Raw genomic sequence first — 14,075 nt, forward strand, 5'->3', positions numbered from 1 at the left:
AAGTTTCAGGCAAGGTTGCTCGCCAACGGGCAGCCTTTTCCCCGATTCGATGCGAGGAAATGTTTGCCGAGTATGTTTAAGCTAAGTACAATGAAATAAAATCCGGGAATGTCAGCAAAGGAGTGGAGTTTTTGTACAAAATCATCCTTGTTGAAGACGAAGACGAGGTCAGGGAGGGCATTAAACGGAAAACGGATTGGCGCGCTTGCGGATTCGACCTGGTCGGCGATTTCGGCAACGGGAGGGATGCGCTTGAATCGATGGAACTGCTGCAGCCTGACGCGATCATAACGGATATTTGCATGCCGTTTATGGACGGGCTCGAATTCGCGGAGCGTGTCGTCAACCGTTATCGGGACGTGAAAATCGTCATTTTGACCGGATATGAAGATTTCGAATACGCCAAGCAAGCGATCAAATTGAAAGTGAGCGATTATTTGCTCAAGCCGATCAACTCCGAGGAATTTACCCGTTTCTTGTCCGAAATGAGGAAAGAGTTGGATGAGGAACGGCAAAGAAAAGAAGATTTGAGCCAATTGCGGATTCAATTGAATCAAAGCTTGCCGCTGCTGCGCGAACGTTTTCTGGAGCGAATGGCCGCATCCCGGTTGAAGCGGGAGGAAATCGAGGCGAAGCTGCGCTATTTCCGCCTGTCTCTGCCCGGTCCGGCGTACGTCGCGATCGTCGCGGATGTCGACGAGTTTCAACGAACGTCGTATGAAAACCAAATGACGGAGACGGAATTGCTGCGTTTTGCCGCCTTCAACATTTTTCATGAAATTTTCGAAAAAGAAGCCGGCGACATCGTATTCCGGACGCGCGACGATAAAATTGCGATTATCTGCTCCGGGGCGGAGGATGAAGTCGGACTATCGGCCCAAACGTTGGCAAGCTACGCGAAACAAAGCGTTGAAAAATATGTGAAGTTGACCGTGTCGCTCGGCATCGGCAGGCCGTACGGCGATATCGCGCATATTTCGACTTCGTTTCAGGAAGCGCTTTCAGCGTTGGATTACCGGTTTCTGCTCGGTGTCGGCAAGCTGATCTCGATCAACGATTTGGAATACGGCAAGAGCATCGATCAGATCAGCTTCGACGAATGGGAGCGCAAAATCGTCTCGGCCGTAAAGTCGGGGAAGGGGGCGGCTGTGTCCGCCGCGCTGGACGAATGGCTCGAAGAGATGAAGATGTCCGGCTATTCGCTTGACAAATGCCGCGGATCGATCCAAAGATTGATCGTTTCCTTGCAGAGCGCGGTTGCCGAGACGGGAATCGACGACGCCCAAGCGTTCGGGGACAATCCGTTCGCGCAAATCGCCGCGATGAAAACGATGGACGCGGTTAAGGAATGGCTGGACGAAACTTGCCGCAGCATCATTTCGGATTTGACGGAGAAACGGACAAATGTCGCCCAATCGCAAATGCTCCTGGCGGAATCCTATATCCGCGAACACTACAATGATCCGGACTTCTCGCTCAACCAAGTATGCAATCATGTCTACTTAAGCATCAGTTATTTCAGTTCGTTGTTTAAACAGCATACGGGTGAAACGTTTGTCGAATATTTGACGCGTTACCGGCTGGAGAAAGCGAAAGAACTGCTCGCCTTCACGCAATGGAAGACATACGATATCGCCGCAAGGGTCGGATATAGCGATCCGCAATATTTCAGCGTCATATTCAAGCGGAATACGGGCATGACGCCCAAAGAATATCGGGCTTTGCAGAAAGGACAAGCGTGATGAGACTCGGGAATTTGCTGCGGTTTAAAAGCATACATACGAATATCGCCTTCGCCTTTTCCTGTCTTATTCTATGCACGACCGTTATTTTAAGCTTTAACGCCTACAGGCTGTCGGTCGAAGCGGTGACGAACAATGCGCGGGACAATACGATGGAGTTGGTTCATCAAGTCAATATTAACATTCAGACGTATATCAACAACATGGAGAGCGTCTCGAATTTCGCTCTCGGCAACGGGGATTTGCAACGCTACTTATCGCTTGACGATCCGGGCGCGAAGGAAGGGGAAGAGCTGGCGGCGAGATTGAGCGGATTGTTTCATTCCATTGTCGGCTCGAGAAGCGATATCGCTTCCATTCTATTCGTCGGTTCGAACGGAGCGGTCGTCTCGGACCGCGCGAACGCCCGGACGAAAGCTTACGGGGAGTTGACGCGGCAGGAATGGTATACCGACGCCGACGAAGCGCAAGGGCGCATTATTATTTCTTCGTCCCACGTTCAGCATCTTTTCCATAAAGAATATCGGTGGGTCGTCTCCTTAAGCCGCCAATTGTCCGACGAAGCGGGCGACTATAAAGGCGTGCTGCTGGTCGATTTGAATTATAACATTATCAACGATTTGGCAAGCAATATCCATCTCGGCAAGAGAGGGTACGTCTTTATTTTGGACCCGGAAGGCGATTTGATCTATCATCCGCAGCAGCAAATTATTTATACGCAAATTAAAACGGAGGAATTCGAGAAGATATTGGCCGCAGACGACGGTTCGATCGAAGTCGGCAAAGGGCGAGACGCCAAAATCTATTCGATTCGCACGTCGGATTTCGGCTGGAAAATCGTCGGCGTCACCTACCCGGACGAAATGGTCGGGAATAAGCGGGAGATGCAGTTTTCTTCGGCGATTTGGGGGTTTCTATGCCTTGTGTTCGCATTGGCTATTTCGGTCTTTATTTCGATTACGCTGATCAAACCGTTGAAAAATCTCGAAAAGCATATGAAGCGGGTAGAGAAAGGCGATTTTGACATTCGCGTCGATATTGTGAGCCCGAACGAAATCGGGAAATTGGCCCGTACGTTCAACTTGATGATCGGAAAAATCAAAGAACTGATGAATCAGATCGTGCGGGAGCAGGAAACGAAGCGGGTGAGCGAATTGAAGGCGCTTCAGGCGCAAATTCAACCGCATTTTCTGTACAATACGTTGGATTCGATCATCTGGATGGCGGAAATGAACAAGGTGGACGAGGTCGTCAAAATGACGTCGGCCTTGTCCAGACTGCTGCGCGCAAGCATCGGCAAAGGGGAGGAATTGGTGCCGATTGCGGTCGAACTGGAGCATGTGGAAAATTATTTGATGATTTTAAATATACGTTACCGGAACAAATTCACCTATTCGATCGATGTCGATCCCGAGCTGCTGCAATGCAAAATTTTGAAAATCGTGCTGCAGCCGCTTATTGAAAATTCGGTGTACCACGGCATCAAACATAAAGCCGACGCCGGCCATATTCGCATTACGGGACGGAAAACCGGCGGCATCGTCGAGCTCGAGGTGGCGGACGACGGAGTCGGTATGGACGCGGCGATCGTGCAAACGTTGCTGGATAAAAGACGATTCTTGGAAACCGGCAAAGGGGTGGGGCTGCAAAACGTGAATCATCGTTTGAAACTATATTTCGGAGAAGCCTTCGGCTTGCAATTCGAGAGCGAACCGGACGAGGGAACGACGGTCACCCTGCGCATTCCGGAAATCGTCGATTAGGCCGTACAATCATTCTATTGGAGGTGACGTAATGCTTCGCAAAGCAATCGGGTTGTCGCTGGCCGCCGCTATCGCATGTTTTCTAATCTATGCCGCATTCAAGGCCGCTTCCGCGCAACTGGCGGTGAAAGAGAAGCAAATCGTGTTCGTGCCGAAAACGATAGAGCAAAACTACGAGTTTTGGCAGACGATGAAACAAGGCGTGTTCGCCGCGGCGCAAGAGTACGGAGCCGAGGTGCGGGTCGTCGGGGCCGACTCCGAATTTAACATCGAGGGCCAAATCCGGCTGTTGGAGCAAGAAATTGCGATGGGTCCGCAAGCGATCGTACTGGCGGCTGCCGACTATGAACTGCTCGTTCCCGTCGCCGGCCAAATCGTGAAGTCGGGAATTAAGCTGGTGACGGTGGATTCGGGCTTGTCCGGAAATTTGTCTTCGAGTTTTATCGCCACCAATAATGTGGCGGCCGGCGAAAAGGCGGGCAAATTGATGAATCAATGGTTCGGTCCGGGCGATACGGTCGCTATCATCAGTTTCGTCAAAGGATCGGCCACCGCGATGGAACGCGAGGAAGGGGTGCGCAACAGTTTGAAGGAGGCCGGCATTTCGGTGATCGACACTTATTATTGCTACGGTTCGGTAGAGAGATCGTACGAGATTGCCGCAAGTATTCTGGAAAATCATCCTCACGTCAGGGGAATTGTCGGTTTGAACGAAATTTCGACCGTCGGCGCGGGGAAGGCGATTCAGGAGCTTCAAGCGGCGGACCGCGTCAAACTGGTCGGCTTCGACAATTCGATGGAGGAGATCGCCTTTCTGGAGGAAGGCATTTTGCAGGCCACGGTCGTGCAGAAGCCTTTCAATATGGGATATTTGGCAGTCAAGACGGCGGTGCAAGCGATCGACGGAGAACAAGTAAGCGCCTTGATCGACACCGGTTCGGAAGTCATTACGAAAGCGAATATGTATACGAAAGAAAATCAGAAGCTGCTGTTTCCGTTTGTGGAAAAATAATCGAGGAGCGGGAACGAATATACCCGTTTAACGAATTTATATCGCTAATCAGTTGCTTTCGTTCCCGATATTTGATGGATCGGGTCATTCGGCCGCCAACCCGGCTTCATACTCCGCAATTTGCCGCAGCGTGACCGCCCGCATATCCTCGCCGCGCGCATAGGCGCGCACCCAATCGACCGTTTGGAAGAGCGCCTGATCCAGCTTCCAGATCGGCCGCCAACCGAGTTGTGTCCTCGCTTTGGAGCAATCCAGCCGAAGAGTATGCGCTTCGTAAGGATGAACCCCTTGCGCGATTTCGTACGCGGCGCTCGCTCCCCATTGCAAGCAGAGGGTTTGCACGACAGACTCGACGGTGCGAACATCCTCGTCCGCAGGTCCGAAATTCCAGCTCTGCGCATAGGCGGCGCCGTTCTCGCAGCATTTCCGCGCAAGGGTCAAATAGCCGCTTAACGGTTCGAGCACATGCTGCCACGGTCTGATCGCATGCGGATAGCGGATGGCGACTTGTTCTCCCGCCAGCAAGGAACGGATGCAGTCCGGCACGAGACGGTCGCGGGCCCAGTCGCCGCCCCCGATCACGTTTCCAGCCCGGGCCGTCGCCAAGCTTACGCTATGCTCCGGGTAACGGTCCGGGTGGAAATAGGAGCGGCGGTAGGCGGCGGAGACCAGTTCGGAGCACGCCTTGCTGTTCGAGTAAGGATCGCTGCCGCCGAGCGGATCCGTTTCGCGATACCCCCAGGGCCAATCGTTATTTTCGTAGCATTTATCCGACGTGACATTAATAACGGCCCGCGTTCGGCGACGATTTGCGGCAAGACGCCTGCGGACCGCATCGAGAAGATGGACCGTTCCCATCACATTCGTTTGGTACGTTTGCAGCGGATTCGCGTAAGATTCCCGCACGAGGGGCTGGGCGGCCATATGAAAGACGATATCCGGATCGCAATCGTCCAGCGCGCGAAACAGCCGTTCCGCATCGCCGATATCGGCGTAGACCGTCGGAACGATTTCATGCAATCGGCATGCGTCGAACATGCTGGGCTCCGTGTGGGGGCGGAGCGCATAGCCGTAAGGCTTGGCGCCGAGGGATACGAGCAACAGGCAAAGCCAGGAGCCTTTAAACCCGGTATGTCCCGTCACGAATACTTTTTTATTCCGCCAAAACGTTCGATCCGCCGCCGCCCTCACCATTTTTTCCAGGCCGCCTTGCCCGATTCCCAAATGGTTTCCAAATATTTTTTATCCCGCAGCGTATCCATCGGATGCCAAAATCCGGTATGCTTATAAGCGGCCAACTGCCCGTTCTTGGCCAATCTCTCAAGCGGTTCCTTCTCGAAGCTGGTTTGCTTGCCCTCGATATAATCGAAAATTCCCGGTTCCAAGACGAAAAAGCCGGCATTGATCCAGCCGCCGTCGCCTTTCGGTTTTTCCTGAAACCCGACGACCGTGTCGTCCTCCGCCAAATTTAACATGCCGAACCTCCCTTGCGGCTGCGTCGCCGTGACGGTCGCTAGTTTGCCGCGCGAACGGTGCAGGTTGACCAGACGGGCGATATCGATGTCGGATACACCGTCCCCGTATGTCATCATAAACGTCTCTTCGCCGACATACTTCCGGACCATTTGAATTCTTCCGCCTGTCATCGTGTCCAGTCCCGTTTCGACCAGCGTCACGCTCCACGGTTCGGCCGAGTAGTTATGAATAACGGTCTCGCTTTGCCGGCCGAGATGGAATGTAACGTCGGATTCGAACAAGTAATAGTTGGCGAAATATTCTTTGATCGAGTAGCTTTTATAACCGAGACAAATGATAAAATCGTGGAAGCCGTAGTACGAATAGATTTTCATAATATGCCATAAAATCGGCTTGCCGCCGATTTCGATCATCGGTTTCGGCCGCAAATGCGATTCTTCGCTAATTCTCGTTCCGAAGCCTCCCGCCAAAATGACTACTTTCACTTCGTCAGACCTCCTAATCCAAATAAGTTTTGAAATCATGATAATAGTTCGACCATGAAGTAGGAGGAGGCGCGGTTGACGACGGGTCGTAGGGGATCCGGTATTTTTCCAACAATTGCGGCCCTCCCCATTTATATTTGTACACTTCCGCCCAAATCGGCGCCATCAATTGCGTAACGGAGAAGAGTTGATGATCGTTCTTGATCGTATTGCTTCCGCCGTTATGATGCGTGAGCGGCAAATAGGTGTCGACCAGGTCGAATCCGGCCATATGGATCCGTTGGCAATAGTCGTAATCGCTGTAAATGTCGGGCCAGACCGTATCCCATAGACCGACGACGCGTACCGCTTCCATTCTGAGCGCCGCGACAAGAAAGCCGTGGGCCAGCAAAACGCCCCATTGTTTATCCGATTGCAGCAGCGTCTTGATTGCGGACAAATACGCTTCGATCGTTCCCGGATGCATCTCGACGTCGTTATGCATAAAAATGACGACATCGGCGCCGCGTTCCTCGCCGATTCGAATCAAATAATTCATCGATTGGGTGAATGACAGCGGGACCGGCGGTTCGCAAACTTTAACCCCCGGCGGAAACGAGGCGGTCTGCAGTTCGTGGCCGGGCGAATTGTCGATGACGACCGTATGCTTCCAGCACGGTTTGATGCTGTCAAGCGCCAGCCTTAATAAAGGCAGGCTGTTTCGATAGAAAAATCCGAACACGTATTTCATGGCGGCACTCCTTCGTTCATTTTAACCGTCGAATATAGGCGCTCGGCCAATAGGTGATACGATCCGTAACGGCGCTTTCGTTGAATGGGAAAACGGGTTCCTCGATAGCAAAGTCAGGGTGACGGCGTACGAATTCCTCCGCTGCCGCTTTCGGATTGTCCCATGCCCAATCGCCGCGAATGCCTGGAATTTCGGCAAGCATTTCCATAATGCCGTCCGTTGCGACGATATAGGAATCGACGGACACGAGCGGGGAGTACAACTCCAACTCCCGCAGGACATGCTGTTTCGTATGATTGGAATCGAGAATGACGAGCACCTTTTCCCCTTCGTTCACCAGCGATTTGACATGTTCGACCACAGGCTCGGCAATGGCGTTTCCTTCGATTAACGTAATGTAGCCCGCCAATTCGTGGCTTTCGATCGCTTGGCGGTTATGCGGGCGAATCTCGATATCGACGCCGATGACGCGCCCGCGTCCGATCGCTTTGCATAACGAGGAATAATAAATTAACGTCCCCCCGTGCGCAATGCCGGTTTCGACGATCACGTCGGGCCGGACGCGGTAGATCGTTTCCTGAATCCGGATTAAATCCTCGGGCAATTGGATGACAGGACGTCCCAGCCAGCTGAAGCTGTAAGCGTATTTGTTGACCCAACCGCATTTCAGCCATAGATCGGACAGGCATTCGAACGCTTCTTTGCTGTTTAAATTCAGTGCAACCGGGGCATCCCCCTGTTCGATTTGCATTGTGTTCGCATGTAAATCGATCGTTATTTTCATCCGCTTCACTCCAACTCCGTTAGTTTGATTGGCAATCGATGATTCTCCGCGATCTGGAGCACTTCTTCTTTATAATTCGGGTTCATCAGCAATACGTCGGTAATTCCAAGCCTTCGTAATTCGGTATATGAAACGATAGGATGTCCCGTACCGGGCAAAAATCCTCCTTGCTTGCCCGGATTGGCGTCGACGATGCAAGCGATTTGTTCCCGATGCGGATCGAACAAATTCGCGAATGTGACTCCTTTGGCGCCAGCCCCCCACACCGCCGGTTTGCCGCTATGCGCGAGCTCGAACAGGCGGTTTCTCCATCGTGCGAACACGGCGCTCTCCCGTTCCCGGTAAGCTCGGGCCAGGTTGGCCGTCTCTGCCGCTTGGCCAAGCCGATCGCCGCCTCCGCCGCCAACTTCGCCTTCCGCCGCGATGCCGCTGTCCTTTCCGCCATGTTCGAGCGAAGCTTCCAACCATAAATATTGTCCTTGAAAAATGTGGCGGATCTGCCCGGTACGGAAACCGGATTCCGCGAACGCTGTGGACAAGGAGAATGGGGAGAAGTAGGAGCAATGCTCGTAGAAGAAATCCCAGACGGCCGTATGGCGCAAAATCCATTCGACGCAAGGCGTCTCGAAAAAAACGAGAGCATGCGGCGAATGGGAGAGCGCTTTGCGAATCGACCCCAGCAGCCGGACCGGATCCGGAATATGCTCGATCACATGCCGGCAAACGACGAAGTCGGCTTGGATCGATTCGTACTTTGGCCCATAATTGTCCTTCACGAAACGGAGCCTGCCGTTATAGGCCGTTTCCGGGCCTTCGTAGCTTGGGTCGAATCCGAATCCGGTCATTTCTTCGTCCAGCTCGAACAATTGATGCAGAAAGGTAGCCTTGCCGCATCCCACCTCGATAATTCGTTTCCCGCTTCCCTTCATCCGCTGCGCGATATGGGCGGCGAGCGAATTCGTATACCGGTGAAAGGCGGGCGAGAAATTTTGGCTGTTGTTGTACGCCGCTCCGTAATCAAGCTTGGAAGGCTCGAATGAAGCGTTATAAATAAATCCGCATTGTTCGCAAATCAATAAATGAAGTTCGCCGCGCTTCATGGCAACGGCCTCTTCCTGACTGCGGAACAGCATGTTCTGGTGAACAGGGACTCCGCGTCGCGAAAGAAACGGTTCCGTTTGCGAACTGCGGCAAACCGGGCATTGCAAGTTCGAATTCATGACGTTCCCCCTTTCATCGTTTCTTCCCACCAAGCGACCGTTCGCCCGATTCCTTCGTTCAGTCCCGTCCGCGGGCTCCAGCCGAGGGCCGATAAAGCGCTAATATCGCCTTGCACAAGCGGGAACGGCTCTTGTCTGGAGCCGCCGAAACGAACGAGCTCGGGCTTGCCGAGGCGATAGGCGATACGCAGCGCCATATCGCGCATGCGAATCGTTTCGCCGGAAGCGATATTGGCGTCGCCGTTCCATTCGCTGGCCAATAGAGTCGCGAGCGCGTCCGCCGCATCGCGGACATAAATGTAATCGCGCAAATGTTGGCCCGCCGAGCAAAGCGCCTCTTTATTTTGCAGCAGCGATCGGATGACGTATGGGACGAAGCGCGACGAATGCTCGTAAGGTCCATACAAGAAAAATAGCCTGCCCCACGCGCAGCTGAAACCGTCGTGATCGGCTGCGAAACGGTGCAGCAGGCTGCGGAACGCATTTTTGCAGACGGCATAAGTGCTATCGTGTGCGAGCGGCGTCTCGTTCTCGAACAACACGCCGTAACGCCAATCGTATTCCGCGCATGTTCCCGCCGCAACGACACGTCGTCCGCCGTTTGCGTGGAAATGGCGCAGCAAGCGCACGGACGCCTCGACCCACCGGTAATTGGAGGGGGCATGCCAATAGTACCCCGGCGTTGCCTCCCAAGCCAGATGAAGCAGATGCGTCGGCCTTACCCGCTCCATGAGGGCTTCCGTTTGGCTCTCGTCGAACAGATCGGCCCGATGCCACTTTACCCCTTCGAAGCGAGAAACCGTTCCGCCGACCGCCGGATCGACGGGCGATCTGCCGACCGCGTGCACTTCGAAGGAAGTTTGTTGCAGTACAGCGACAACATGCTTGCCGACAAAGCCGTTCGCCCCGGTGACCAATACTTTGTTCACGGCGCATACTCCGGATAGCTCCGGTCTCTGCCGGAAATGACGGTGCATTCGAGGGGCCATTCGATTTGGAATTGGGCGTCGTTCCAGCGAATGCCGGCGGAGGCTTCCGGATGATAGGCCCGGCTCATCTGATACATCACCTCGGTATGATCCTGCAACGTTTGGAACCCGTGGGCGAATCCTTCGGGCACGTAGAGCATGATGCGGTCGTAGCCGGTCAGCGTAACCGCAAACCATCGTTTATACGTGGCGGATTGCGGACGCAAATCGATAATCGCATCGTAGATCGCTCCGCGAATGCAATGCACGAGCTTGGCCTCCGCATACGGCTCCCGTTGAAAATGCATGCCGCGAATCGTGCCCCGTCTGCGATTGTAAGACAGATTGCATTGTTCGATATGCGGATTCAGCCCTTTGGCGGCAAACGTTTCCCGGCAGTACGTCCGGGCAAAGAAACCGCGCCCGTCCCGAATCGGATCCATTTCAATCAAATAAGCGCCGGATAGCGGCGTTTCCCGGAAGATCACGATATCACCGCCACTTCGGGAATAAGGGTCAGCCATTTGCCGCCCCATTGCCTGATATAAGCCGTTTGCCCGATAATCTCTTCCTTCAAATTCCAAGGCATAATGATGACATAATCCGGTTTCGTCTCTTGGAGCCGCTCGGGCGGAGCGACGGGGATGCGGGTCCCGGGCAGCAGCATTTGCTGCTTATACGGGTTTTTGTCGACGACGTAATCGATGAAATCTTTGCCGATGCCGCAATAGTTTAGAAGCGTGTTGCCTTTCGCCGGCGCGCCGTATCCCGCCAAGGAGCTTCCTTCGTTCTTCAAACCGATCAGACGGCGCAGAATATTTCGCTTCGTTTGTTTGACTTGTTCGGAGAAAGCCAAATACGTTTGCATGGAATCGAGCCCGAATTGCAGTTCCTTGCGGGTGATCCGTTCGACCCGGTCCGCCGCCGGTTTGGTTCCGTCGTCCCGATGCTTGGCGTATATGCGCAGCGAACCGCCGTGGGTAGGCAATTCTTCCGCATCGAATATCGTCAAATCGAATTTGGCAAACACGCGTTGCACCGTTAGAAATGAAAAATAAGAAAAATGCTCGTGATAAATCGTGTCAAATTGATTATGCCGCATGAGTTGCAGCAGATGAGGGAATTCCATCGTAATGACGCCCCCGTCTTTCAGCATCAATTTCAACCCGGCCACGAAATCGTTCAAGTCGGGAACATGGGCAAGCACATTGTTGCCGATCAGCAAATCGGCCGCATGCCGGCGAACCAGTTTCCGGGCAAGAGCGCATCCGAAAAAATCGATGACGGTCGGGATCCCTTTCTCGATGGCGGCAGCGGCGACATTCCCCGCCGGCTCGATGCCGAGCACGTCCACGCCCTTCTCAAGGAAATATTGCAGCAAATAACCGTCATTGCTGGCGATTTCGACCACCTTCGAGCGGGAATCCAGCGCGAAGGCGGCGCTCATATCGTCGGCGTAACGCTGCGCATGCCGCAGCCAACTGTCCGAGTAAGAACTGAAGTAGACGTAGTCGTTGAAAATATGTTGAGGCGATTCGAATTGTTCCAACTGCACCAAACGGCATGCGGGGCAAACATAGGCGTGCAGCGGGTAAAACGTCTCGTACGATAAAGCTTTTTGTTTTGAAATGAAAGAATTGGATAAAGGCGTCAGTCCGAGATCGACAAAGCTGATCATTGCCGTACCTGAGCAGAAGCGGCAGCTTTGCTTGCTCTTCAACGTAAAAGCGCCTCGTAATCTCTCTTTTGAGGAATCGTATATTTCTCCATCCGGTTGATTCCCTCCTCGGGTAAATTTACATTATAGTATTCTTCGCATTTCGGAAAAGTTACCTCGCGCTTGGAAGATAGACTAACGGCTAAAGGCTAATTGTGCGCGGCATCTTGGATTCGTCCAATCCATTCGTATACGAGGCGCATCTAATATTGTAAATATCCAAACCTTGATTAAGAGGGTGTGCTATGAAAACAGCGTTAATTACCGGAGTTACGGGTCAAGACGGCGCGTATCTATCTCAATTTTTGCTTGGCAAAGGCTATAAAGTATACGGATTGATACCGCGCAGAAGCACCTGCTCCACCTGGAGGCTCGAATATTTGCAGATCGAGCGGGAGGTTGAACTGCTCGAAGGAGATATGACGGACATTACGTCGCTTGCGCGCGCATTGATGCGATCCAAGCCGGACGAAGTCTATAATTTGGCCGCACAAAGTTTCGTAGGCACATCATGGGAGCAGCCGGTCATGACCGCTCAAGTTACCGGCGTCGGTCCGCTTCTTTTATTGGAAGCGATCCGGCTGACGGGCGGCTCCGGCCGGTTTTATCAGGCGTCGTCCAGCGAAATGTTCGGCCAAATTCAAGAACCGCTGCAATCGGAGCGCACTCCGTTTTATCCCCGCAGCCCCTACGGAGCGGCGAAGCTGTTCGGGCACTGGATGACCGTGAACTACCGCGAGAGCTTCGGCATGTTTGCCTCCAGCGGCATTTTGTTCAATCATGAGTCACCGCTGCGCGGCATCGAGTTCGTGACGCGAAAAGTGACGGATGCGGTCGCCAGAATCAAGCTAGGCAAACAGCGGCGGCTTGTGCTGGGCAATTTGGACGCCAAAAGGGATTGGGGCTTTGCGGGCGATTATGTGCAAGCGATGTGGCTGATGCTGCAGCAGGAGCGTGCCGACGATTATGTGATCGCCACCGGCGAGACGACAACGGTGAGACAGATGTGCCATCTTGCGTTTGATTATGCAGGGTTGAATTACGAGGATTATGTCGTTATCGATCCGGCACTGTTTCGTCCGGCGGAAGTCTACGTGCTGCTGGGCAATCCGGAGAAGGCGAAGAGGGAGCTCGGCTGGGAACCGGCAACCGATTTGCGGACATTGGTTGAAATGATGGTGGAGGCCGATCTGGCAAGGGTCAAATCCGAGCGATGAGAGTGTTGGTAACCGGAGCGGGCGGATTTGTCGGCGCGAAGCTTACCGAAGCGCTTGCGCGAAGAAATGTTGCGGTCGGGGCCGCGTCGGCCCGGCCGCTTTCGCATCCGCCGCACGGCGCGAATACGATTGGCCTGGAACTCGATCTGCTCCGACCGGAAACGATCCGGCAAGCCCTCCGGACGTTTCGCCCGGATGCGGTTGTTCATTTGGCGGCGCAGTCGACCGTTAGCGAGTCTTGGGAACGGCCGGACGTCACGATCCGTACGAATACGTTAGGCACGATTGAATTGCTGAAAGCCTTGAAGGACGAGGCGCCGGGAGCGGTCGTGCTGACGGCCGGTTCGAGCGAAGAGTATGGCGCAAGCGGAATGTTAGGCATCCCTTTGACCGAGGAAGCCCCATGCATGCCGCAAAATCCATACGCCGTCAGCAAATATGCCGCCGGGCAAATTGCGCTGCAATTCGCCCGCAAGCAACGTTTGCATCTTATCCATGTGCGCCCGTTCAATCATTTTGGTCCGGGGCAGAAGCGAGGATTTGTCGTCGCCGATTTTATATCGCAAATCGTCGCGATCGAGCGAGGATTGCGCGAGCCGGTGATGAGCGTAGGCGACCTGAGCGCGGAACGGGATTTCACTTATGTGGACGATGTCGTCGAAGCTTATATTCAATTAATAGAACGAAAGCCCGATCCCGGCATATACAATGTATGCTCCGGCATTCCGCGCACCATTGAAAGCTTGCTGACGCTCTTGCTGCGACAGAGTTCCGTACCGATTGGCGTGAGGCGGGACGAAAGCAAACGACGGCCTGCGGAGGTGAAATTGTTCGTCGGATCTGCCGCCAAATTAGCCGCTGCAACGGGTTGGATTCCTGCGACCAAAGTGGAAGCGGGCTTGACCGAAACGCTTCAATGGTGGCGTTTGCACTTCTAAACAGCGATCGATTGACAAGATTT

At 53.6% G+C, this 14,075-nt stretch carries 13 protein-coding genes; 5 read left to right on the plus strand and 8 right to left on the minus strand.

The features are described from left to right. Positions 1–131 precede the first annotated feature (131 nt). Genes LQ229_RS04815 through LQ229_RS04825 form a run of 3 tightly spaced genes read left to right on the plus strand, consistent with a single transcriptional unit; the run spans position 132 to position 4,517 of the window. Positions 132–1,742 (plus strand): helix-turn-helix domain-containing protein, encoded by a 1,611-nt coding sequence (locus LQ229_RS04815; protein ID WP_216536549.1) that lies wholly within the window; start codon positions 132–134, stop codon positions 1,740–1,742. Further along, the gene (locus LQ229_RS04820; protein WP_216536659.1) at positions 1,742–3,505 is read left to right on the plus strand and encodes a sensor histidine kinase; all 1,764 of its coding nucleotides are present in this window, start codon (positions 1,742–1,744) and stop codon (positions 3,503–3,505) included. The genes LQ229_RS04815 and LQ229_RS04820 overlap by 1 nt, the downstream gene beginning before the upstream one ends. Before the next feature lie 31 nt (positions 3,506–3,536). Further along, positions 3,537–4,517: a substrate-binding domain-containing protein gene (locus LQ229_RS04825; protein WP_216536548.1), complete on the plus strand. Its 981-nt coding sequence runs from the start codon at positions 3,537–3,539 to the stop codon at positions 4,515–4,517. Between the two features lie 84 nt (positions 4,518–4,601). On the opposite strand, the gene rfbG is transcribed toward LQ229_RS04825, so the two are convergent. The 8 genes from rfbG to LQ229_RS04865 are packed head-to-tail and all read right to left on the minus strand — an operon-like array spanning position 4,602 to position 11,900. Beyond that, the gene (gene rfbG, locus LQ229_RS04830; protein WP_216536547.1) at positions 4,602–5,711 is read right to left on the minus strand and encodes a CDP-glucose 4,6-dehydratase; all 1,110 of its coding nucleotides are present in this window, start codon (positions 5,709–5,711) and stop codon (positions 4,602–4,604) included. After that, positions 5,705–6,478 carry a glucose-1-phosphate cytidylyltransferase gene (gene rfbF, locus LQ229_RS04835; RefSeq protein WP_216536546.1) on the minus strand — a complete coding sequence of 258 codons (774 nt, stop codon included), beginning with the start codon at positions 6,476–6,478 and terminating at the stop codon, positions 5,705–5,707. Before rfbF ends, rfbG begins: the two co-directional genes overlap by 7 nt. A 13-nt stretch (positions 6,479–6,491) precedes the next feature. After that, positions 6,492–7,208: a glycosyltransferase family 2 protein gene (locus LQ229_RS04840; protein ID WP_216536545.1), complete on the minus strand. Its 717-nt coding sequence runs from the start codon at positions 7,206–7,208 to the stop codon at positions 6,492–6,494. Between the two features lie 16 nt (positions 7,209–7,224). After that, the gene (locus LQ229_RS04845; RefSeq protein ID WP_216536544.1) at positions 7,225–7,992 is read right to left on the minus strand and encodes a CmcI family methyltransferase; all 768 of its coding nucleotides are present in this window, start codon (positions 7,990–7,992) and stop codon (positions 7,225–7,227) included. 5 nt (positions 7,993–7,997) lie between these two features. Continuing rightward, positions 7,998–9,212 carry a class I SAM-dependent methyltransferase gene (locus tag LQ229_RS04850; protein WP_216536543.1) on the minus strand — a complete coding sequence of 405 codons (1,215 nt, stop codon included), beginning with the start codon at positions 9,210–9,212 and terminating at the stop codon, positions 7,998–8,000. Further along, positions 9,209–10,141, minus strand: a complete 933-nt coding sequence (locus LQ229_RS04855; RefSeq protein WP_216536542.1) for an NAD-dependent epimerase/dehydratase family protein — start codon at positions 10,139–10,141, stop codon at positions 9,209–9,211. The genes LQ229_RS04850 and LQ229_RS04855 overlap by 4 nt, the downstream gene beginning before the upstream one ends. Continuing rightward, complete coding sequence (gene rfbC, locus LQ229_RS04860) at positions 10,138–10,668, minus strand: dTDP-4-dehydrorhamnose 3,5-epimerase (RefSeq protein WP_216536541.1); 531 nt, start codon at positions 10,666–10,668, stop codon at positions 10,138–10,140. Before rfbC ends, LQ229_RS04855 begins: the two co-directional genes overlap by 4 nt. Then, a complete protein-coding gene (locus LQ229_RS04865) occupies positions 10,665–11,900 on the minus strand; it encodes a class I SAM-dependent methyltransferase (protein WP_290370016.1) in 1,236 nt (411 codons plus the stop codon). The genes rfbC and LQ229_RS04865 overlap by 4 nt, the downstream gene beginning before the upstream one ends. A gap of 242 nt (positions 11,901–12,142) precedes the next feature. On the opposite strand from LQ229_RS04865, the gene gmd reads away from it, so the two are divergent. Then, positions 12,143–13,114, plus strand: a complete 972-nt coding sequence (gene gmd / locus LQ229_RS04870) for a GDP-mannose 4,6-dehydratase (protein ID WP_216536540.1) — start codon at positions 12,143–12,145, stop codon at positions 13,112–13,114. Then, a complete protein-coding gene (locus LQ229_RS04875; RefSeq protein ID WP_216536539.1) occupies positions 13,111–14,052 on the plus strand; it encodes a GDP-mannose 4,6-dehydratase in 942 nt (313 codons plus the stop codon). Before gmd ends, LQ229_RS04875 begins: the two co-directional genes overlap by 4 nt. The last annotated feature ends 23 nt before the right edge of the window (positions 14,053–14,075 follow it).

This window comes from Paenibacillus sp. CECT 9249, from assembly GCF_918697855.1.
GTDB lineage: Bacteria > Bacillota > Bacilli > Paenibacillales > Paenibacillaceae > MSJ-34.